Consider the following 24472-nt stretch of genomic DNA (forward strand, 5'->3'; position numbering starts at 1 on the left):
ATTCTTAAACCTACTTTCTTGAAGAATTTTATACCGCATTTTATACTGTTACTGGCTTTTTCTTTGACTGCTTTTTCACAAGAGTACTCAGTTAAATTTCTTGATATATCTGATGGATTGTCTAATAATTCGGTTACGACAATTTATCAGGACAGTGATGGTTTTATGTGGTTTGGCACTTATGACGGATTAAACCGCTATGATGGTTATAATTTTAAAGTGTACCGCAATAAGATTAATGACAAAAATTCCTTGTCGTTCAATACTATTTATAATATAGAGGGCGATTCTAAAAAAAATATATGGGTTGGAGGTGCAAATGGAGCCTGTGTTTTTGATAAAAGAGAATCTGTTTTTCATCCTCTAGTTTTTGTTTCAAAAAACAATACTGTTCAAGTCTTAAAAGATATAGTTCATCAGATTCGGTCTGTTTCAAAAGGACAGGTGTTAGTCGCTTCACAAAATTACGGGGTGCTTATTTACGAAAACGGCTCCTATACTGGAAAGAATCTCCGTCTTGAACAATCCAATAAACTGTTATACAACTATAATGCTACTGTTCTTGAAAATGATCCAAAAAATAACCGTTGCTGGGTATATGTAAGAAATGTGGGTATTTGTCAGTATAATTATAATTCAAAAAGATTGAGGGTAGTGTATTCGTCTTCAATGGAAGCAAAATGCATGAAGCTTTCAGCAGATGCGTCTCTTTGGTTGGGAACAGATGACGGGCTGTATTCTTTTGACACACGTACTAATTTATTATCATCCAATTATTTGCCGGTTAACTGTACGGTGACCGATATTCATATAGACAAGAAAAAAGAAGTGTGGGCAACTACAGATGGACGCGGTATTTATAAAGTGACTGGCGAAAATAAAAAAGCAGTCCCATACAGCTTGGCCAAAGGTAAACAGCTTGTGAAGAGTAATTCGATATGGAGCCTGCATGAAGACGTTTCGGGAAATATGTGGATTGGCACTTTGCGTGGCGGTATAAGCATGATAGGTAATAGTCCAAAATATTTTAAAAACATTAGATCTAATGAAAAGGACAGCGATCCTGCCGAAAATTTCATACTGTCTTTTTGCGAAGATGAGAAAAAGAATCTGTGGATAGGAACCGATGGGGCAGGTTTGAAATATTGGAACAAAAAAAATAATACCTATACAATTTATAGCACTTCAGCGGCTTCGTCTCATAAAATCAGCAGTAATTTTATTACCGGAATAATAAGAGATAATAATAATGAGATCTGGGTGTCAACTTGGGCTGGAGGTATAAACCGTATCAATCCTGTAACCAACAGTATTACAAGTTTTTCATGTTATAACCCATTTACTAAACAGATTGAGAAAAATATCTGGTTTGTCTATAAAGATTTTGATGGGGATATTTGGGCCAGTGCGACCAATGAAGGCTCTTTGTATTTATTTGACAGGACTAAAAACAGTTTTGTGCTTTTTAATAAAACCATTGATAATCTGCAGTGCCTTATTGAGGCGAGTGACGGTAAGTTTTGGGGCTGTAATTATACATCGTTATTAGCTATAGATAAAAAAGACAGAAAATACAAGAAGTATCTTATTGGGAATCCTATAAGATGCATACATGAAGATAAAAACAAAAATCTTTGGCTAGGTACACAAGAAGGAGGATTACTGCTGTTTGACCGGAAAACAAATAAGTTTAAAAGACTGACGACAGATGATGGTTTGCCTTCCAATACGATTTTGAGACTGCTGGAAGATAAAGGCGGGAATTTATGGATGAGCACTTACAACGGAATCTGCCGATTTGATAAAAAAAGTAAAACATTCAGGAATTTTTCGGTCAATGATGGACTGCAAAGCAATCAGTTTAGTTTTAATGCCGGTCTGAAATTATCTACTGGAGAATTTCTTTTTGGGGGAATAAATGGTTTCAACTCCTTTTTCCCTGAAGATATAAAAGAGTTTAATCAGAAGAATAATTTACTGCTGACTGATTTTTATTTAAATAACCAGCCTATAGAAGAAAGTAAAAACGAATTTATTTCGGGATGGGATTCCGGCAGAATTAAAGAAGTGAATCTGCCTTATGATCAGACTACATTATCAATAGAATTTGTGGCATTAGATTATAATAATGCCGATAAAATTAATTATGCCTACTACTTGGATGGCTGGGATGACCGCTGGAATTATGTGGGTCAGGCCCGAAAGGCAAATTATGCGAAACTGGCAGAAGGCAAGTATGTTTTTAAAGTAAAAACAACAAATTTTAGAGGAGGCTGGAACAAAGAAGAAAGTCTTATTACGGTTATTGTTTCACCGCCATGGTATAGATCGTGGTGGGCATACAGTTTTTATTTATTGGCAGGAGCAGGAATTATTTACGGGTACATCAGATACAATAAAAACAAAGAAAAATTAAAGTATAAAGTAAAAATTGCAGAATTAGAAAGAATCAAAGAAAAGGAGATTGCCGAGAAGCAGTCGTCAATGTTCACGTACATTTCTCATGAGTTCCGCACGCCTTTGTCATTGATTATAAATCCGTTGAAAAAGGCCATTAAAAAAGGCCATACCGAAAATAGTTCTTCGGTAAGCGATTTAGTCATTGCACATAGAAATGCTAAAAGGCTTTTGAGTTTAGTAGATCAGCTATTACTTTTTCGCAAAGCTGAAAATGATGCCGATGAGCTCAAGATGTCTGTAATAAATGTCAATAATCTTTGCTATGAAATACATCAGTGTTTTGTAAATCAGGCAAAGGATAAAAATATTGACTATACTTTTCAAATACCGGAAAACAATATTGAAATAATAGGTGATTACGAGAAAATTGAGATTTCCTTGTTTAATTTGATTTCCAATGCGTTCAAATTCACCCCGGTTGGAGGAGAAATCAGCCTTAATTTATCTGAAACTGAAACCAATGTAATTATAGAGGTTTTGGATAGCGGGACAGGAATTGCAACAGATGATTTGGAAACTATTTTTGAGAAATTTAAAAGAGTGAATTCGAAGGTTCCGGTTGGCGGGAGTTCCGGTTTTGGAATAGGGCTTTACATCGTTAGATATTTTGTCGAAAAACATAAAGGTACAGTAAGCTGTACCAGTGAAATAGGAAAAGGAAGCACATTCAAATTAACTTTCTTAAAAGGTCAGGATCATTTTGATGATCTGCACATTAACATAGTTACTCCAAAATTGAGCCCGTTAGTCGAAGAATTAATGACAGACGATATCGAGGAGATTGCAGATGTGGCAACCCATGCAGTTTCTGAGCACGAACTGCATAAAGAGATGCTCACCGATAAGCGCACACTTTTGATTATAGATGACAATACCGATATCAGGAATTATTTGATTCGGCTTTTTTCAGATACCTATATAATATACAGTGCAGATAATGGGGAAGAAGGTTTAAAACTGACCAAAAAACACATGCCGGATTTGGTTATCAGTGATATCGCTATGGATGTGATGGACGGACTTGAGTTATGCCGAAAAATTAAAGAGAACAGCAATCTGTCTCATATTCCGGTAATATTGTTAACCGCATCCAAAAATCCTGAAACACATCTGCAGGGAATAAGTGATGGAGCAGATGATTACATAACCAAACCGTTTGATGATGATTTGCTTGTTGCCCGTGTTGAATCATTATTAAAAAGCCGCAGTAATTTAAGAACATATTTTCTGGACAGTATTACTTTAAAAGAGAATACCCAAAAGGTTCCTGCCGAATATCAGGAAATTCTAAAAAAATGTATCTTTATTATTGAGGCCAATATTCACAAGCGTGATTTTACGATTAAAAATTTTGCCGCCGAAATGGGAATGAGCCATAGAACGCTGTATACTAAAATTAAAATCATTTCCGGGCAAACCCTAAATGCATTTATTCGCTCTATACGTATAAGAAGAGCCGCGATGTTAATGCTTACCGAAAACATGAATATTGCCCAGGCAAGTGTTGAGGTAGGTTTTGAAGATCCAAAATATTTCAGACAGCAATTTGTTAAGCTTTTTGGAATAACGCCTTCGGAGTACATCAAGAAATACAAAAACTCTTTTAACTCCGATTTAAATATTATCAGCTAATATTTAAATCGGAGGGAAAGTATTCCCAATTGTGTTTTTAAGATTTCATTTCACGATTTATTTTTTGATTCCGTTAAAATAGTGATGCATCATTTAAGTATGAATAGGTAATTATATCCTTGTTTTTTCAAATTTATGTCATTATTTAAAAAATATGAATCTGTCGAAAGTATAAAACAATAATTACACATCGTTTAAAAATCAACTGTTATTTTTTATTATTTCGTATTTTTCTTAGCTAAAAACTATCTGATTGCAATTTTGCCCTCCTTTTTTTTCCAATTTACCCCTCCTAAAGCTTTGGAACTAATCATTACTTTGCACTTATAGTTACTACAACGTTGTATTATTATCAATTTAATAAGTTTTGTTAATAGTATATTTTAGGAGTATGCTAAATAAAAATAAAAATCGTTTTCGTAATCTATAATAAATTTTGAATCGATTGCCGGATCTGTCGAAAAATGAATATTAAAAAGGAATACTTAATTAAAAACATTATTTGTGTAATCTGTTAGCAACTTAATTTATCAGCTCTTGCGAATAATTTTTTTTCTTAAAATTAAAAATGTAAAATAAACACTTATAAATAGCCAAAACCCTAACAATTAATCTAAAAAAACCCGTATGAAAAAAAACAAAAAAAAATTTCCTTACAGCAATAATTTGTTGCAGAATATGAAGGGACACTTAAAATCAAAAAAGTTATTGGATCATATAATATTTGATTTATTAAATCCGACAAAAACAACCCGTCTTGTTTATGTTTAAATAATTACAAAAAAAAAAACAAAACCAATAAATAACCTTTAAAATTAAAGAAATGAAAAAAATTAAATTTTTATTTTTTCTTGCTTTTTTTGCAGTCCTTTTTACGGGATGTCAAGATAATGAAGATGATTTTCCAACATCAGAAAAACCTACGCTGGCTGTAGGCACAACAGAAATATATGGTGCTCCTAACAGAAAATTTGAAATTAAAGCTGCTTTGGCAGATGATTTAGGATTAAGAAGTGTACGAATTCAAATACCGGAACTGTCGTTAGATAAAGTAATCTCATTTGAAACAGAGCCTTTGGTAACAACTTATGATTTGAGCTACTTTTTTGAAATCCCTGCTGATAGAGGAACATCAGAAGCTTTTAAAATTAAGCTGACATTAACAGACGTTTCTAATAACTCAGTTGATCAGGATATTAATCTGCGTTTAGACGGAGAGTTTGATGCTCCTGCCATAACAATGATAACTCCAAAAGAAGGAGCTGTTGTTTTATTGTCAACAAGCAATAAAATGCCGGTGAATTTCACTGTTAATGATAATTCAGGTATCGATTTTGTTCAAGTAAAATGCGTTGCTTTAGGTATTGATGAAACAGTGCAATTAACAGGTTCGCCTCAATCATATTCTTTCAGTAAAATATATACATTGCCGGTAACTGCCGCTAATTATGTATTGACAATTACTGCAAGAGATAAATTTGCGATACCAAACACGGGTGCATTAAATATTAATGTGGTTGCTACCAATGAGTATCCTGCAATTTATTTATGCGATCAGCCAAAAGGGACAAATCTTACAACAGATGCAGTTGGTGTTCCAATGTATTTCCATGATAAAAACGGACAGGATTTCGAATTCAAATATTATGCTAACGCAGATAATAAAGAAGTTTATTTCTTAGGGCAAGAGTCTGATTTTGCACCGCACTGTTTTGGATTGAGCGCATCAGGAAGTTTGACAGATGATGTTGCTTCGGCACCAATTGTTCTGCCAACAAAAGGATACTATAAAATAAAAGTGAATCCAAATACATTAGCATACACAGTTACAAAATATACCCCAACAAGTAAAGTTTGGGCTGATATTGCAAACGGATTATGGCATGATGATGAAGCGCTAAGAAGACCTTTCGTAAGTGTCTGCGGAGGCGGAATCAAAGATGCTAACTGGGATACTTGGAATGGATGGGTTCAAACAGGACTTCATTTAGCAAACAATCCTAACAATCCATATCAGTTAGTGGGTGAGTATACGCTTACTGGAACTATAGAAGCAACATTTACAGGACAATGGTGGAACCCATCTTGGAGACTTATCAAAAATGGTATTGCAACTATGTCACCAGGTGAAAACGGTAATGCTAAATATCCTGCTGCTCCAGGCGTGTATAAAGTTATTCTTGATACTGAACTGGAAAGAGCTTTCATAACAAAAAAATAGTTAGTTATTACCTTGTTATAACATTAATAAATAAAATATCAGAATATGAAATCGCCTTTTAAAACAAATTTGCGCAAGCAAATACGAATAACAAAAAAGGCGACATCATATATGACCTCTAATAATTAAATTTAACATATATGAAATATAGATTTATATGGTTATTTATAGCCGTGTTGTGCAGTGCTGCAACATTTGCTCAGATAACAGTAAAAGGGACTGTTAAGGACAAAAGTGCCTTGCCGGTACCAGGTGCGAATATCATTGTGAAAGGAGCAGGAACTTCTGCTTCCACTGATTTTGACGGTAAATATTCTATTGTCGTTCCAAATAAAGACGCTCAGCTTCAATTTTCTTTCATCGGTTTTACATCCAAAACAATTACAGTTGGAGACAGAACATCACTAGATGTTGTCTTGGAACAAGTGGGACAAAACTTGGATGAAGTAGTCGTTGTAGGTTATGCAACAGTGAAAAAGAGAGATGTAACGACTTCAATTTCTTCTGTAAAAGGAAAAGAACTTCAAACAATGACTGTAGGTAATGTTACCGAATCATTGCAAGGTAAAGTGTCAGGTGTACAAGTTACAGGACAAGGAGGTCCAGGAGCTCAGCCAAGAGTATTGATTCGTGGTATTTCTACCCTAAACCTTAGCACCGATCCTCTTTATGTGGTAGATGGTGTCCCAATGGGAACTAGCATCAACTTTTTGAGCAACAATGAGATTGAATCTATGGATGTGCTTAAGGATGCTTCTGCAAGTGCTATTTATGGTTCTCGTGCTTCAAACGGTGTTATCCTTATTACTACCAAAAGAGGTAAAGTTGGAAAACCTAAGTTCAATGTTGATTTAAGCAATGGCTTCCAAATGATGGATAATCCGTATAATATGGCAAATGCTGAAAGCTATGCTAATATTATGAACAAAGCATATACTAATTCAGGATATTCTGAGTATTTGCCAAATGCTGAGCAATACAGAGGAAAAACTACCGATTGGTGGGGTACTGGAATAAAAAAAGCTTCACCAGTGAGTAATGCTTCTATAGGAGTAACTGGAGGTTCTGAAAAAAACACTTATGCAGCAAGTTTGAACTATTATAAATCGGACTCTTTTTACGGAGTTGGAGGATGGGAAAGAATTACAGCAAGAATTGCTAATGATTTCAAATTTTCTGATAAAGTTTCTGTTGGTATCACTTTAAATCCACGTTTTGAAACTTGGGGTTCACCAGGGAACTGGGCCGATTTTGATAAAATTGATCCAATTACGCCAATTTATAAGCCAGCAGATCAATTGAACGGTACGGAAAATGAATATAGCATCTATGCGCGTTCTCCTTCGTATGTTTGGAATCCTGTAGCTTCAGTTGCGAGATATGATGATTATACCGATCAGTATAATTTGAATACCAATGCATATTTACAATATGAGCCTATCAAAGGACTGGTTTTCCGTACTCAAGGATCTATTGAAGTGGGTGATAAAACACAAAGTATCTTTAGACCTGATTTCGTAATTGATGCTGCGCACGAAAAAGCAGAAATCAATAGTATTGAAAGAAAAAATACTACTAATCATGACTGGACATGGCAGACAACAGCGACCTATAACAAAACATTTGCCAGTAAACATAATGTGTCTTTAATGGTAGGTGCTACAATGGAAGAGTACAATGGAAATGATGTAAAGGGCTACGGAGAAGGAGTGCCTAACAACTCAGATTTGATGAGAGAACTAAATGCGGCTACCAAAAATTTTAAGAGTGAGGGTAACAGCTGGTCTAGTTCTATGGAATCTTATCTTTCACGTCTTTCTTATAACTATGACAGCAAATATTATTTGACAGGTTCATTCAGACGTGACGGTTCTTCAAAATTTATGGCTAAAAACAAATGGGCGAATTTCCCTTCTGCTTCTGCCTCTTGGAGAATTTCAAATGAAGATTTTATGGAAAACACAAAATCAGTTGTTAATGATCTTAGATTGAAAGCAGGTTGGGGTAGAGTAGGTAATCAAAATCTACCAGACGCTGTTTATCAATCAAACATTGGAACTGGTTATTATGTTATCGGAAGTAATGTTGTCGATACTTCTTACCCTTCTTCTATGGCCAACAAAGACATCAAATGGGAAACCGTCGAAGATTTTAACTTTGGTCTTGATTTTGGATTGTGGAAAAATAAAATTTCAGGAACTATAGAATATTATGAAAAAACAACAAAAGATATGTTGTTCAAGAAGCAGTTTCCAACTTACAGTGGATTTCCAGATTATTCAACTATGTGGACAAACGTAGGTTCTATGAAATCCAATGGTATTGATTTGATTTTGTCTTATAAAGATAAAAAAGGTAATTTCTCTTATGGTGCAGATTTTACTTTTACGACTGTTAACGTTGATATGATTTCATTATCAGCTGATGGTGAAAAGTTATATGGATCAAACAACAGAACTTTAACCGTTGAAGGCGATGTACCCGGATATTTTTACGGATATGTAGCTGATGGTCTGTTCCAAAATCAAACAGAATTGAATTCTCATACAGATAATCATGRAACTAAATTACAGCCTTATGCTCAAGTGGGAGACATTCGTTTCAAAGATGTAAATGGTGACGGTAAACTGGATGATAAAGACAGAACAAAAATTGGTTCTCCATGGGCAGATTACACTATGGGATTTAATTTGAATTTAGCTTACAAAGGTTTCGATTTGGTTGCTAACTTCTATGCAAGTATTGGAAATGACATTGTAAATCAAAATATTTCTGACTTATATAATGGTGCAAGTTTGACTAACAAAGTTGCAGGACTTGAAGATATGGCTTGGCATGGAGAAGGAACTTCAACTAATATTCCCCGTTTGTCTAGAAATGACGACAATCGTAATTTTGACAGATTTTCATCATTGTATGTTGAAGACGGATCGTACATGCGTATGAAAAACCTTCAAATTGGATATACATTCCTTAATCAGTTTGGACTTGACAAACTTAGATTGTCTATATCGGGTCAAAATTTATGGACTGTAACTAATTATACAGGTGTTGATCCTGAAGTTGCAGGAGGAGATCCTGATAAAGGAGATAGAGTTAAAGGAGCAGGTTTTGGAGGATGGAACTATCCAGTGCAGCCAACAATCTTGATGGGGCTTAATGTAGGATTTTAATAAAAAAGAACATGAAAAAAATAATATTATCAGTACTCGCTTTTGCTGTATTTGCAGTTTCTTGTGAAGATTTTATCGATAAAGAACAAAGAGGAAAGCAAACCTTGGAAAACTACTTTCAAACAGCGACAGAATGCGAAAATTATGTAAATGAATTAACGCACAGATTATTGCTGTCAAATGATTGGTATGCATTACTAGCACCAAGATTGACAAACGAAACGGCTACAGATGATGCCTGGATGGGTAATACCGGACAGGACAGCGGTGCTTTCAGGCCTTGTGCGCAGTACATTGTTACGCCTGAAAACATGGGATCAATGAACAGTATTTATACAGCTCATTATTATACCATTCAATCAGCTAATACTGGTTTAGAAAAAATGGCTTTATCACCGCTTTCTGATACGCAGAAAAATCAATATGTAGGTGAATCATTGTTTATTCGTGCCTATTGCTACTATGAATTGGTAAATCTTTTTGGAGCTGTTCCATTATATACAACATCTCTTGGAACTGGTGATTTGAAATTAGAGCGCAGTCCTGCGGCTACTGTTTATGCACAAATTGAGGCCGATCTTAAAGAATCTGCAGCAAAATTAGAAACTATTCCAGTTGACAGAAACGGAAGAGTAAACAAATGGGCAGCTTATGCTTTATTAGCTCGTGTATCTTTATTTCAGGGAAAATGGGCAGAAGCAAAACAATATTCAAACAAAGTTATTACGGAAGGACCTTACGCTCTTGAAGCAGATTTCTTGAACATCTGGAATGTGAATAATCATAATGGTGTAGAATCAATTTTAGAAGCTCAGTCATCTTCTGTGCAGGATAAGAATTTAGGATCTATGCTACCTACTTTCTCAGGAGCAAGAGGCGAAGACAAGAAATATTTCCCAAGCAATGATGCAAAAGATGTTATTGACGGATGGGGATGGTGTATGCCAACCAGTGACTTGGAGAATGCTTATATTTCTGAAAATGATGTGATACGCCGCAGAAGCACAATTACCAAATGGGGTGAAGCCGCTTATGGAGATGAGGTGCTAAACCCAACCCATAAATTTAGTTTGAATGACAACAAATCAGGACGTATCTGCCGTAAATATTATATTCCAATTGCTACACGCCGTGCTTTGGATAAAAAAGACGGACACTTACCATTGAATGTGCCGTTGATTCGTTTGGCCGAAATGTATTTGACAAGAGCAGAAGCAGCATACCAATTGGGAGATGCCGGAGGAGCTTTGGCAGATATCAATGTTATCAGAGCCCGTGTAAAACTTGACGCTAAAGTAGGTTTGGCAGGTCCAAATTTATTGAGACAAATCTACAAAGAACGCCGTTTAGAATTGGCTTTCGAAGGATTACGTTTGTTTGATATTCGTCGTGAAAAAGATCCAAGCACTGGAAGACCAGTTATAGAATCTTTGATGGGACCAAACGGAACTTTTGTAAAATATAACTTGAGCTCTGCAGATCCTTATGAAACTACGAATTTGAAAGAAGCACAAGATAAAGGAATTAATTTTAACCCTACTAAAAATTTATTATGGCCAATTCCTCAATTGGAAATAGATTTAAGTGGCGGTTTGATCACACAAAATCCTGGTTACTAATATGATTAGTATTAAAAACTATAAAGTAAGCCTGCTATTTGCGGGCTTGCTTTTAATCAGTTCACCATTCATTAGCTGCAGTTCTTCTGATAATACAGATGATACAACGCCAGTTAATCCTAACACAAGAGAGCTGAATGTAAATCTTGATGCCAATCTGCAGACAATGGAAAGCTTTGGAGCTTCGGATGCCTGGCAATGTAATTTTATTGGTAAAAACTGGCCTCAGGATAAAAGAAATACTATCGCTGATTTATTATTCAGCAAAGATGTGGATGCTGAGGGAAATCCAAAAGGAATTGGATTATCACTTTGGCGTTTTAATCTAGGCGCAGGAAGTACTGAGCAGGGTGATGCAAGTGATATTGGGGATGAATGGAGACGTACCGAATGTTTTACCGCCGATGGTGTTACTTATGATATGAGCAAACAGGCTGGTCAAATATGGTTTATGAAAGCGGCTAAGGCACGCGGAGTTGAAAAGTTATTGGCTTTTGCAAACAGTGCGCCTGTTTATTTGACAAATAATGGTAAAGCTCATGCAAGCATTAAAGAGTTTTACAATTTAAAGGATGGAAAAATGCCCGAATTGGCAGATTTTTGGGTGAATTCAATAGATAAATTGAAAACAGTTCATGGTTTGACAATCGATTATATCAGTCCTTTCAACGAACCGCAGTACGAGTGGGACGGAACAAGTCAGGAAGGTTCGCCGGCTACAAACGCAAATATCTACAGTTTTGTATCTGTTTTATCTCCAAAACTACAGACAAAAGGTCTTAGTTCTCAAATTGTTGTAGGAGAAGCAGGTGCTTATGAGCCATTGTATAAAACGGTGAGCAGTACTGCCAGCAGATCGGGTCAGATTGATTATTTCTTTGGACCAAATTCTACAAAAAATATTGCTTCAATGAGCAATGTGAAGAAAACAATATCTGGTCACAGTTATTGGCAGGCTTGGCCACTGAATGAGCTTATTACATCAAGACAATTGGCCGCTTCAAAAATTATGACAGCACCGGGACTTAGTCTTTGGTCTTCTGAATATTGTGTTCTTGAAAGCCCTGGGACTTCTGAATTGATTGGCGGTGGTGGTCCTGGAAGAGACTTGGGAATACAGTTAGCGCTTTGGACAGCCCGTATTATTAGTACAGACATTTCTATTGGAGGTGTTACTTCATGGCAGTGGTGGACAGCAATTAGCCGCGGTGATTATAAAGACGGTCTGATTCATGTTGATGATGGAGCGAGTAAAGGAGCAGGTAATGCCGATTACTGCAAAAATGACGGTTTCGTTAGGGATTCTAAAACACTTTGGGCTTTAGGAAACTTCTCTTTCTTTGTAAAACCGGGAATGGTAAGAGTTCAGATACCAGGATTGGATAATGCTGCAGCAGCTACTGATATAATGCTGACTGCTTACAAAGATGCAACTGCTAAAAAACTGGTAATCGTAGCTGTAAATTTCAGCAGTACAGCCAGAACGTATAAATTGAATCTTTCAGGAGGTACTTTAACAAATAATAAGTTTACGCCATATACAACTTCAGATACTAAAAGTCTGAAAAAAGGAACTGATGTAGATGCGACAAGTTTTGAGATAGGAGCAAGATCAGTTGTAACATACGTAGGTACCTACAAGTAAAATGTTTTTGGATAGAACTTTGTTTTTGCTGAAATAGCAAAAAGCAGCTTTTTTTACMCCTAATTTCATGAATTAGAGTTGTTAGGGGCAAAAAAGGCAGGGCAAAAAAATGATATATAATTAGCTTTCATATTGTACACGCTATTTGTGAACTGCAATTTGCATCTATCTGATATAAAAGTTAAAATAAGTGAAAAACAATTAACAATCATGAGACAAAAATATTTCCTATTAGGGGTTTTATTGTTAGGATTTGGAATAATAAACATAAATGCACAATCTAGCACAAGTGATAACTTAATAGCACAGCCTATTACAGATAACACAGTGCCATTTAGTGTTTTGGATAATGGTATTTCATCTCCTGTTACATGGGGACTTGATACCGCTTGGCCTGATGAAAATAATATGCGTAGAGGCATATCTTTTATGGGCAAAGAAAATGTTGATATTGTAAGAATATCATTTCAGCCTACTCGTGAACTGATTAATGGTGAATTTCAAAGTGGAAACTATGTAGGAGCGGATGGAAAAACGTACAGCAGTCAAACAGATTGGCTGGACAGACGTCTTGCTCTTGTGGCTTTAACAGGAGAAAAAACAAAAGTGGCATTCAATTGTGACCACCCTTTTGTAGCTTCTTGGTTTAGTCCTGGAGATCGTGTTGCTTATGCCCAACGCTGGGAACAGCTGATTTATGCAAGTACAAAATATGCTCAGGGAAAAGGAAGAACCGTAGTATCTGTAGCACCCTTTAATGAACCAGATAATGGATGGGGACAAGGTACTGTTTCAAATTTTAATGATATTGCTGCTCGTCTAAAAAATAATCCTTATTTTTCTGCTATCCGTGTTTCGGGGGGAAATACGCTCAATTGCGATCAGGCTCAAAATTGGTATGACCAATTAAAGTCTAATTTAGATGAAGGAAACACCCATCAGCTTGCCGGTGGATTTGATAGTTATGCAAGTTTTTTTGAGAAAGTCCGAAGTGACGGCAAGTATGCCACCGCTGATGAATTACACAATGTAATGGAAGGAATAGTTGGCATCCAATACGGTATGCAGACTGGAATATGGTGGGGTACTGCAGAACTTGCAAGAGGTGAATTTGTAAAGGCAAGCCGAAATGGAAAACGATTGGCTTATGCAGAAAATCGTCCAAAATGGACAGCCGCCGCAGTTTATAAAACAAGCCAAGGCAACGTACAGGCATTTGGCGGAACTTCTGAACGACAGGCTACAGCCACTTCGTACCGTTTTATATCAAAAGATAAAGAGGTTTATTTTGACGGTTATGGCCCGCAACGGGAGTATACGATGCAACTGCCCGGGGGTACTGGCTACCAAAAGGGACAAACCAATGCCGAAAGAGTTGTTAATATTACTTGGGGTGATGATATACAGCCGGTTATTAATGGCCGTTATATATTAGTAAATCGCAAAAGCGGAAAAGTATTGGAAGTAGAAAATGGCTCTACTGCAGCAGGCTCAAACATTCGGCAATACAATTATAATTCAAGTGCAACATATCAGCAATGGAACGTAACTCCAGTTGATTCCAGGATTGGCGGTGATTTTAGCTATTTTACATTTACTGCACAGCATAGTGGCATGTCTCTGGATATCTATAATTATTCATTAGAAGATGGGGGAAATATTGTCGTTTGGAACGATCTTAAATCGGCAAACCAGCAGTGGTATTTGGATTATGCCGAGGATGGATGGTTTTATATTCGCAGCCGATTCAGTGCAAAATGTCTGCAGGTTGCTAGTACAGGGGATAATATTGAACAATACGAAAAATCTGGCGGGACTCAGCAGCAATGGCGTTTAATCCCTATTGGTGTTCCTATAGATTTTGTATCTCCTAGTACTCCGGGTAATTTGACAGCTACAGCTAATGCAGCATCTATTCGTTTAGACTGGACGCCTAGTACGGATACAGATGTTGCTGGCTATACAGTTTTTAGAGCCGAATCGAAAGGTGGATCTTACAATACAATAGCTCGAAATATAAAAACAACTTCTTTTGTTGACAATACGACTGCTACTGGGAAGCCTTATTTTTATGTAATCAAAGCTGTAGATAATTCGTTGAATCGTTCTGTTTATTCAAATGAAACTTCGGCTGCATCCACAGGCAATAAAGATATTATAGCACATTTTCAATTTGATGATAATACATTAGACAAAAGTATTCAATTAAACCACAGTGCTTCATACGGTGATGTTGCCTTTGTTGACGGAAAAAATGGCTTAAAAGCAATTTCACTGAAAGGCACCAATGGTTTTCTGCAGCTTCCAGCAAATGTGGCTAATCATGATGACAGTACCATTGCAGCATGGGTAAATTGGAAAGGCGGAAATGAGTGGCAGCGAATTTTTGATTTTGGAAACGGTGTGGATGAAAATATGTTTTTAACTACCAATGCTTCCGGTGGTAATTTACGTTTTGTAATCAAAAATGCAAATGGTGAGATTCAAATGGAGACTGCCAAGTTAGCCACCTCCACTTGGGTACATGTTGCTGTAACAATAAGTAAAACAAAAGGTTTAAAAATGTATGTCGATGGCAAATTAGTAAAACAGCTGGATAACTCCACTGTCAGCCCAAATGATTTTAAGCCAATTCTTAATTATATCGGCCGCAGTCAATACATTGCGGATCCATTATTCAATGGCTATATAGACGATTTCAGGATTTACAATTACACATTATCTGAAAACGAAATAGCAGCTCTTGCGTCTAGCAGTTTAGGTGTAGATTCGAATGAGATGAACGGAAGCGGGGCGGCAAACGTGTCATTATGGCCTGTTCCTGCTAATGAGGTGATGCGTATGGGGCTTGCCGAAATGAATAGTACTGCATCAGCTCTTGTTGTATATGATATGCAAGGAAAAATTGTTATAAACAGAACGTATAGTGATAGTAAAAATATTGAATTGGATACTTCTGATCTTCCATCTGGAACCTATATACTGAAATTGAAAAATGACGAAAAATCTGTTGTCAAACAATTCATTGTAAGGCATTGATTTTAGTTCAGATTATGATATTTTTTACAGATTCTCTCGCAAGTTAATAAGCAAAATCTCCTGCGGGTTATCGTAAAAGCTGATAATAGTTATAAATTAATATACAAAGAATAAAAAAATGAAAAAGGTATATGTTTCGCTTGTATTGCTAATGAGTATGCATTCTTTTGCACAGCGAACAATTAGCATTAGTACCGATAATGTCGTACAGACCATGGATGGATTTGGAGGTTCTGATGCTTGGAGATGCCAATTTGTTGGAAAAAATTGGCCTGACGAAAAAAAGAACGCCATTGCCGATTTATTGTTCAGTAAAGAAATTGATGCACAGGGAAATCCAAAAGGAATCGGGCTTTCCATTTGGAGGTTTAATCTTGGAGCAGGAAGTACGGAGCAAGGAGAAAACAGCAGGGTTTCTGACGAATGGAGAAGAAGCGAATGTTTCCTTAATGCTGACGGAACTTATGATTTTTCCAAACAGGAAGGACAAAGATGGTTTTTGCAGGCAGCCAAAAAACGCGGTGTGGAAAAGTATTTGATTTTTACAAACAGTCCTCCGGTTTATATGACAAATAACGGATTGTCTTTTGCAACTCAAAAAAACAAACTGAATCTGAAAGAAGGAGCAATTCCAAATTTTGCCGATTTTTTTGTTAAAAGTATTCAGGGATTAGAGAAAAAAGAAGGAATTAAGTTTGATTACGTTAGCCCGATCAACGAGCCTCAATGGGAATGGATGGCCAATAATGGCGATAAAAACAGTCAGGAAGGAACGCCTGCTACCAATCAGGAAATTTACGATTTGACAAAAGCGCTTTCTGAAAAGCTGAAAGCTCAAAAAATGAATACAGAAATTGTTATTGCCGAGGCTGGGCAAATCAACTATTTGTATGAAAATGTAAATGGTGAAAATCGTGATAATCAGATCGATTATTTTTTTGGTAATTCAAAGACAAATATTTCAAAATTACCAAATGTAAAAAATTCCATTTTGGCACACAGTTATTTTACAACTTGGCCTGTTGACAGACAGGTTTTAAGCCGAAAATTGATTGCTGCAAATGTTAAGCAGCATCCGGGTTTAAAATATTGGCAGTCAGAATACTGTATTTTAGAGAATCCTGGAGAAGCTGAAATCCCAGGCGGTGGAGGAAGTGGCAGGGATTTGGGTATGCAGACAGCTTTGTTTGTAGCTCGCTTGATACACAATGATATTGCTCTTGCCAATGCGGCTTCATGGCAATGGTGGACATCAATTACACGTGTTGATTATAAAGACGGCTTGATTTATCTCGATGACGGAAAAAGCAAAGGAGGTACAGCACCTGATTATGTTAGAAATGACGGAGAATTCCATGATTCAAAACTGCTTTGGGCTTTAGGAAATTATTCATTGTTCGTGCGTCCGGGGATGCTAAGAATTGATGTTCCCAATCAGGATGAATTGGGAGCAGCAAATGATGTGATGCTTACAGCTTATAAAGATGCTGCAAATAAAAAACTGATTGTTGTTGCTGTAAACTGCGGCAAATCGGATCAGAAATATGCTTTTAATTTGACAAAAGGAACGCTGAAAAATAATGAGTTGACTCCGTATGTTACTTCCGAAAGTTCCAATTTAAAAAGATCTGACATTCAGAAGATTGATAATTTGGCAATTCCGGCGAGATCTGTTGTAACATTCGTAGGAGAATTCAAATAAGGTATAATTTAAGTTTATTTTAAAGTTTTCAGACAATTGAAGGGATTCATAATTTGTAGACTTTTTTTATAATGTTGTTTTGTTTGGATATATTTTTTCAGGTACATTTACAAATGTATAAAAGACACTTATTTAATAATTTTTTTGCTTGAAATCAATATTTAAACAATTACAATAAAAAATGACACCAATGATTCGATATAAATTTCATAAAACGGCAGTATTTGTTTTGTTTTTTTTAATAATTGGCCACATTGTTCAATCCCAAACTAAAACCGAATTCCATAGTTGGGCCCCACAACCACCTATGGGATGGAACAGTTGGGATTGCTTTGGGCCTACAGTTACTGAAGCAGAGGTAAAGGCAAATGCCGATTATATGGCTAAATATTTAAAACCTTATGGCTGGGATTATATTATAGTGGATATCCGATGGTATGTAGGGAACGACAAGGCACACGGATACAACGAAAAAGATCCTGATTATGTGATTGACCAATATGGCAGATTTATGCCTGCCGTAAATCGTTTTCCATCAGCTGCGGGAGGAAAAGGGTTTAAACCGCTGGCCGATTATCTTCATAAAAAAGGACTGAAATTTGGAATCCATATCATGAGAGGTATTCCTGTAATTGCTGTAAAACAAAACATTCCTATAAAAGGGACAAAGCTGACCGCTAGAGATATTTATTCGGATAAAGATCAATGCAGCTGGCTGCATGATATGTACACCATTGTTCCTGGTAAACCGGGGGCTCAGGAATATTACAATTCTCTTTTTGAATTATATGCTTCTTGGGGGCTTGATTTTGTGAAGATAGATGACCTTTCTTCGCCTATTTATTTTGAAGGTGAAATAGATATGATCCGTAAAGCGATTGACCGTACCGGGCGCAAAATTGTATTGAGCACTTCGCCCGGCGAAACTCCTATCGCACATGCTGATCACGTTCAGAAAAATGCCAATATGTGGCGTACTGTTGGTGATTTTTGGGATAGCTGGCAACAGTTAAAAGATCATTTTGAAGTATTTGAGCGTTGGAATGCGTGGCGTTCTTTTGGAGCCTATCCTGACGGCGATATGCTGCCAATGGGGCGTATTGGCATTAGGGCAGAAAGAGGAGATCCGCGTATGACTTCTTTTACTAAAGATGAACAATATACTTTAATGACCTTATGGACAATCTTTAAGTCACCGTTAATGTTTGGAGGAAATCTTCCTGATAATGATCCTTTCACACTTTCTTTACTGACGAATAAAAATGTCTTAAAGGTTCTTAACGAAAGCACCAATAACAAACCGCTTTTTACGGACAAAGACAAAGCCGCTTGGATTGCAGATGAACAAGGAACAGGAGCTAAATATTTAGCAGTTTTCAACACGGCCGATCAGCACTTGATAACTGCTGAAAAAGCAGTTTGGAACAGCGGATTGATTTCTAAAACAACTTCTGGTCAAAGTGCCACAGTTGATATTGATATTTCGGGGGCTAAAAAATTGTATTTAGCAGCAAATGACGGAGGCGATAAAACCGATTGGGATCATGCCAACTGGATAGAACCAACTTTATATAATGATAAAGAATCGATTAAGCTTACTGATATAAAATGGAACAAAGCAACAGCCGGATGGGAAAAACCAAGAGTTGGCAAAAGTGTTTCGGGCAATACGCTTACCGTGAATAAAGTTAAATATGAAAACGGAATTGGCACACATTCTAATTCAATTATAGAATTTGATCTGCCAGAAGGCTATACTCATTTTAAAGCACTTGTAGGATTGGACGAAGCTTGCGTGACCCAAAATACAGGAGCAACAGTTAACTTTTTTGTATTTACAGAAAACCCTTCGGGGTCAATGCCTCCGCCAAGTGCAAAAATCCCGGTCAATCTTAAAAATATTGGACTTTCTGATGAATATATAATCACTGATTTATGGTCTGGTAAAGTGCTTGGCAAATTCTCGGGTGAGTTTGCGCCTGAAATTAACAGGCACGGAGCAGGGTTGTATAAAATTGTCAAAGCATCAAAATAATAATTTCATTTAAAAAAGCATGAACCATATTTCAAAAATAGCTCTCAAAAAAAGTAATGCGTACCAATGCATAGTTATGTTATTGGCATTGATAACTTTGGGAACAGCTAATGGGCAGCAGGCTTCCAAAAAGAAATCTGCCAAATCTGAATTAAAGAGCCCTAAAATAAAAACGACTGCCTATTTATTTGCCTATTTTACAGGTAATTCAGGTAATGAAGAAGCAATCCGTTTTGCAGTCAGTAATGACGGCTATAATTTTAGAGCATTAAATAACAATCAGCCAGTAATCGATTCTAAGCAAATCAGTTCCACAGGAGGTGTGCGCGACCCTCATATTTTGCGTGCAGAAGATGGCAAAACATTCTATATGGTTGCCACTGACATGACTTCGGACAAAGGCTGGGATTCTAACAGAGCAATGGTCTTATTGAAATCAACTGATTTAATCAACTGGAGTTCTGCAATTATTAATATTCAGAAAAAATATCCAAACAATGAAAATCTAAAACGGGTTTGGGCACCACAAACCATATATGATGCCCAAAAAGGAAAATATATGATTTATTGGTCGATGCAGCACGGAAACGATATTGACAAAATTTATTATGCTTACGCCAATGCTGATTTTACTGATTTGGAAACCGAACCTAAACAACTGTTTTTCAGTCCGACAAATGGCTCTTGTATCGATGGGGAAATTATCTTTAAAGACAATAAATATCATTTGTTTTTCAAAACAGAAGGGGCAGGAGCTGGCATAAAAGTTGCCGTATCCAATAAACTTACCGAAGGCTATGTTTTGAGAGATAAATATGTGCAGCAGACTAAATATCCTGTAGAGGGTGCCGGAGTTTTTAAACTAAACAATTCCAACGATTATATCTTGATGTATGATCTTTATACCAAAGGAAAATATCAGTTTACAAAAACGAATGATTTTGAAAATTTCTCGGTGATTGATAATGCTATTTCGATGAATTTTCATCCGCGTCATGGAACGGTTATGCCAATAACGGCAAATGAATTGGCACGATTGGAAAGCAAATGGGGAAGTGCAAAAGACATTTTGAGTTCTGTTGAAGCTACAGCTATTAAGAAAACCAATATCAAAGCAGATGATGACGCAAAACATGTTCATCTGCCTGTAAAATGGGGAACAAATCTATCGTCATTCAAACCTGATTTTACAAAGTTTGCAGGAGTTACTGTAGAGCCAAAAACAGCTCAGAATTTTACAAAAGGTGCTGTGAAATATACAGTTGCAATAGAGGGACAGCCATCGAAGATTTGGTCAGTTACCGCTTCAATTGCCAATAATCCTGTTTTGAACGGGTTTTATGCTGACCCAGATGTTATGTATTCTGAAAAAACATCCAAATATTACATCTACCCAACAAGTGATGGATTTAATGGCTGGTCTGGAACTTATTTCAAAACATTTTCTTCGCCTGATTTAGTGAATTGGACAGATGAAGGAATTATTCTGGATCTCGAAAAAGATGTGACTTGGGCAAATAAAAACGCTTGGGCTCCTTGTATTACTGAGAAAAAAGTTGGGAACGATTATAAATATTACTTCTATTTTACTGGAGCTCAAAAAATTGGTGTAGCAGTTGCTGATAAGCCGGAAGGACCATTTGTTGATTCAGGAAAACCATTAGTAGACAAATTGCCTAATGGAGTTTCAGGAGGACAGCAGATAGATCCGGATGTATTTACCGATCCTCAAACGGGCAAAAGCTATTTGTATTGGGGTAACGGTTATATGGCTTGCGCAGAACTTAATGATGATATGATTTCGTTTAAGCCCGAATCAGTTATAGTGATAACTCCTGATGATACTTTTCGTGAAGGCACTACTGTCTTTTTTAGAAATGGAAAATATTATTTTTTATGGTCAGAAGAAGATACCCGCAGTGAAAATTATCGTGTGCGCTATGGAATTTCCGATTCTCCGACCGGTAAAATCACTATTCCCAAAAACAACTTGGTTATAGCCAAAAACAAGGAAGCCGGTATTTATGCAACAGGCCATAATTCAATCCTTCAGATTCCCGGTAAAGATGAATGGTATATCGTATATCACCGCTTTAATTATCCAAAAGGAATTACAATGGGTGATGCGGCTGGATTTAACAGGGAAGTCTGTATAGATAAAATGGAATTTGATAAGGACGGAGCAATCCTTCCCATAATACCCACTCACGAAGGAATTAAGCCTTTAAAAAAATAGCTTTATCAAAAAAAACTTGATGATTTAATCAAATAGAGGTAATCTATTGCAGGCTTTTTATGTCAAAAAAGCTTTAGACATCATAAACGAATGGATGAATAATTAAAATAAATACACAATGACTATTAAAAAATTCGCATTGCCAATTCTTCTTTTTTCCTGCTTATCTGCTTTTAGCCAGATATCGTTTGGGGATTCCAAAAAAATTAATGACAACTGGAAGTTTACGCTGCAAGATGCCCCAGATGCTCAAAACACAACTTACAATGATGCTAATTGGCAATCGGTAAATGTACCTCATGACTGGAGTGTTGAAGGGAGATTGAGCCCAACTTTGGCGAGTTGTCAAGGTTACTTGCCAGGCGGAATTGGATGGTACAGAAAAACATTGAATATTCCTCAAAATAAGAAAGGCGAAAAAGTCTATTTATATTTTGAAGGAGTGTATAACCGAAGCGAAGTTTTTATAAACGGACATTCTTTAGGAAAACGTCCTAACGGATATATTTCTTTTGCTTATGATGCGACTCCTTTTGTAAAATATGGTGAGGACAATATCGTTGCGGTACGTGTCGATCACAGTAAGAGTGCAGATTCCCGCTGGTACTCAGGTTCTGGTATATACCGTAATGTGTGGCTGGTTTATTCAAATCCAGTGCATATTGCGCAGTGGGGTGTTTATACCTATCCAGAAGTTGCTAATGGAACAGGAACTTTGAATGTAGAAGTTGCTTTAGAAAATGGTTCGTCTGCAAAAACAAATCTTATTGTTGTAAATGAACTTTTAGATAACAGCGGAAAAGTTGTTGCCAAAAGCTCTCAAAAAGTTCTTGTAGAAGCAAATGCAGCCAATAAAACTGCAGTTAAAATAAATGTAAAGAATCCTCAATTATGGGATTTAGAACATCCAAATCTATATCAGTTAAAAACAACTGTTTTAAAAGACGGAAAACTAATCGACAAAACAGTTACCTCAACAGGTTTCAGAAGTTTTACTTTCGATGCCAATAAAGGTTTTGCACTTAACGGCAAATGGATGAAAATGAAAGGGGTTTGTTTACACCACGATGCCGGAGTTTTAGGATCGGCAGTGCCTAAAGAGGTTTTGAAAACAAGACTGCAGACTTTGAAAGAAATAGGGGTAAATGCTATCCGTACGAGCCACAATCCGCAGGCTCCCGATTTTTATGCCCTTTGTGATGAATTAGGAATCTTAGTTCTTAATGAAGCGTATGACGAATGGGAATTTCCTAAACGTAAATGGTTAACAGGATGGAACGTAGGTACTCCTGGTTTTGAAGGGTCTAATGATATTTTTGTTGAATGGGGTGAGAAAGATTTGGAAGACATGGTACGCCGTGACCGAAATCATCTTTCCGTATTTGGGTGGAGTATCGGTAACGAAGTAGATTATCCAAATGATCCGTATTCACACCCAGTTTTGGATAAAGGAACAGAAGGTTTCGGACAAGCAAATTATGGAGGCTACAAAAAAGATGCACCAGATGCTATGCGTCTTGGAGGAATAGCCAAACGTCTTGTAGCAGCTGTGAAAAAATATGATAAATCCCGTCCTACTACTGCCGGTCTTGCCGGAGTTGCAATGTCCAACGAAACAGAATATCCAGGAGCTTTAGACATTACAGGATACAATTATACAGAGAGCAAATATGCTTCAGATCACAAAAAATACCCAAACAGAGTGATTTTTGGAAGTGAGAATGTTCATGATATGGGACCATGGCTGGCAGTAAAAAATAACGAGCATATATTTGGACAGTTTTTATGGACAGGTATTGATTATTTGGGTGAATCTAATGCCTGGCCATCAAGAGGATTCTATTCTGGATTGGTTGATCTTGCCGGGATTATTAAGCCTAGAGGGTACTTCCGTCAGTCATTATGGTCAGAGAAACCAATGATTTATGCAGGAACGTACATCAGCAATAATGAAAAAGAGCTTTCTAAAGATGCTTGGCCTATTTGGAATAACTACAATGAAGGACAATTAATCAGAGTGGTTTGCTATACTAATGCTGCCAAAGCCCGCTTGGAATTAAACGGAAAAGTGGTTGGCGAAGAAAAAAATTACGATGAAAAAACAGGTGTTATTTACTGGGATATTCCTTTCGCTCCAGGCAAATTAGAAGCAATCGGACTTAGTGCTGATAACAAAATAGAGAGCCGATATTCGATTGTTTCTTCGCAGCAGCCTTATGCTTTAGTGGTTAATGAAAAAGACATTACTGTAAATAAAGACGGTGTTGCCAAAGTGATAGTGCAGATATTGGATGAAAAAGGACTGCCTGTAATGCTTTCAGATAATGAAATTACTTGTGCAATAAGCGGTTCTGGGACTTTATTGGGATTGGAAGCTGGAAATAACAGCGATATGGGTGATTATACCGATAATGTTCAAAGAGCATTTCACGGACATCTTGTAGCATATATTCAGTCTACAGGAGGTAATGAGCCTATAAAAGTTAATTTTACCAGCACTTGGTTAAAACCTACAGAGGTTACTATTCAGGTAAAATAAATTATAGAGAATTAAAAAATAATTTCAGTTTAGTTAGTTGGTAAAGGCTGTTTCTCGCAGGAGGAACAGCCTTTATATTTTGTATGTTTTTTTTATAACAAAAAATAGTATTAGGCCTTATTTTTACTGGATTCGAAAAAAGGAACTGAATGTTTAAATTGGATGCTATTT

At 36.6% G+C, this 24472-nt stretch carries 10 protein-coding genes; all 10 read left to right on the top strand.

Annotated features, from left to right (window positions below):
* The first annotated feature begins 18 nt into the window (after positions 1 to 18).
* Positions 19 to 4092, top strand: coding sequence for a two-component regulator propeller domain-containing protein (locus AC1DVP_RS16685; protein WP_477184619.1), 4074 nt, complete (start codon positions 19 to 21; stop codon positions 4090 to 4092).
* A gap of 823 nt (positions 4093 to 4915) precedes the next feature.
* Positions 4916 to 6313: a cadherin repeat domain-containing protein gene (locus AC1DVP_RS16690; RefSeq protein WP_477184620.1), complete on the top strand. Its 1398-nt coding sequence runs from the start codon at positions 4916 to 4918 to the stop codon at positions 6311 to 6313.
* Between the two features lie 140 nt (positions 6314 to 6453).
* Positions 6454 to 9486: a SusC/RagA family TonB-linked outer membrane protein gene (locus AC1DVP_RS16695; RefSeq protein ID WP_477184621.1), complete on the top strand. Its 3033-nt coding sequence runs from the start codon at positions 6454 to 6456 to the stop codon at positions 9484 to 9486.
* An 11-nt stretch (positions 9487 to 9497) separates the two neighbouring features.
* Entirely contained in the window at positions 9498 to 11105 is a 1608-nt protein-coding gene (locus AC1DVP_RS16700; protein ID WP_477184622.1) for a RagB/SusD family nutrient uptake outer membrane protein, read from the top strand.
* 1 nt (position 11106) lies between these two features.
* Positions 11107 to 12750: a glycoside hydrolase gene (locus AC1DVP_RS16705; protein WP_477184623.1), complete on the top strand. Its 1644-nt coding sequence runs from the start codon at positions 11107 to 11109 to the stop codon at positions 12748 to 12750.
* A gap of 210 nt (positions 12751 to 12960) precedes the next feature.
* Positions 12961 to 15789 carry a LamG-like jellyroll fold domain-containing protein gene (locus tag AC1DVP_RS16710; protein WP_477184624.1) on the top strand — a complete coding sequence of 943 codons (2829 nt, stop codon included), beginning with the start codon at positions 12961 to 12963 and terminating at the stop codon, positions 15787 to 15789.
* 118 nt (positions 15790 to 15907) lie between these two features.
* Positions 15908 to 17491: a glycoside hydrolase gene (locus tag AC1DVP_RS16715; protein ID WP_477184625.1), complete on the top strand. Its 1584-nt coding sequence runs from the start codon at positions 15908 to 15910 to the stop codon at positions 17489 to 17491.
* A 190-nt stretch (positions 17492 to 17681) separates the two neighbouring features.
* Complete coding sequence (locus AC1DVP_RS16720) at positions 17682 to 19526, top strand: NPCBM/NEW2 domain-containing protein (protein WP_477184626.1); 1845 nt, start codon at positions 17682 to 17684, stop codon at positions 19524 to 19526.
* 19 nt (positions 19527 to 19545) lie between these two features.
* On the top strand, positions 19546 to 21762 hold the full coding sequence (locus tag AC1DVP_RS16725; RefSeq protein ID WP_477184627.1) for a glycoside hydrolase family 43 protein: 2217 nt from the start codon (positions 19546 to 19548) through the stop codon (positions 21760 to 21762).
* 118 nt (positions 21763 to 21880) lie between these two features.
* On the top strand, positions 21881 to 24301 hold the full coding sequence (locus tag AC1DVP_RS16730; protein WP_477184628.1) for a glycoside hydrolase family 2 TIM barrel-domain containing protein: 2421 nt from the start codon (positions 21881 to 21883) through the stop codon (positions 24299 to 24301).
* The last annotated feature ends 171 nt before the right edge of the window (positions 24302 to 24472 follow it).

The organism is Flavobacterium sp. P3_A6 (assembly GCF_056403035.1).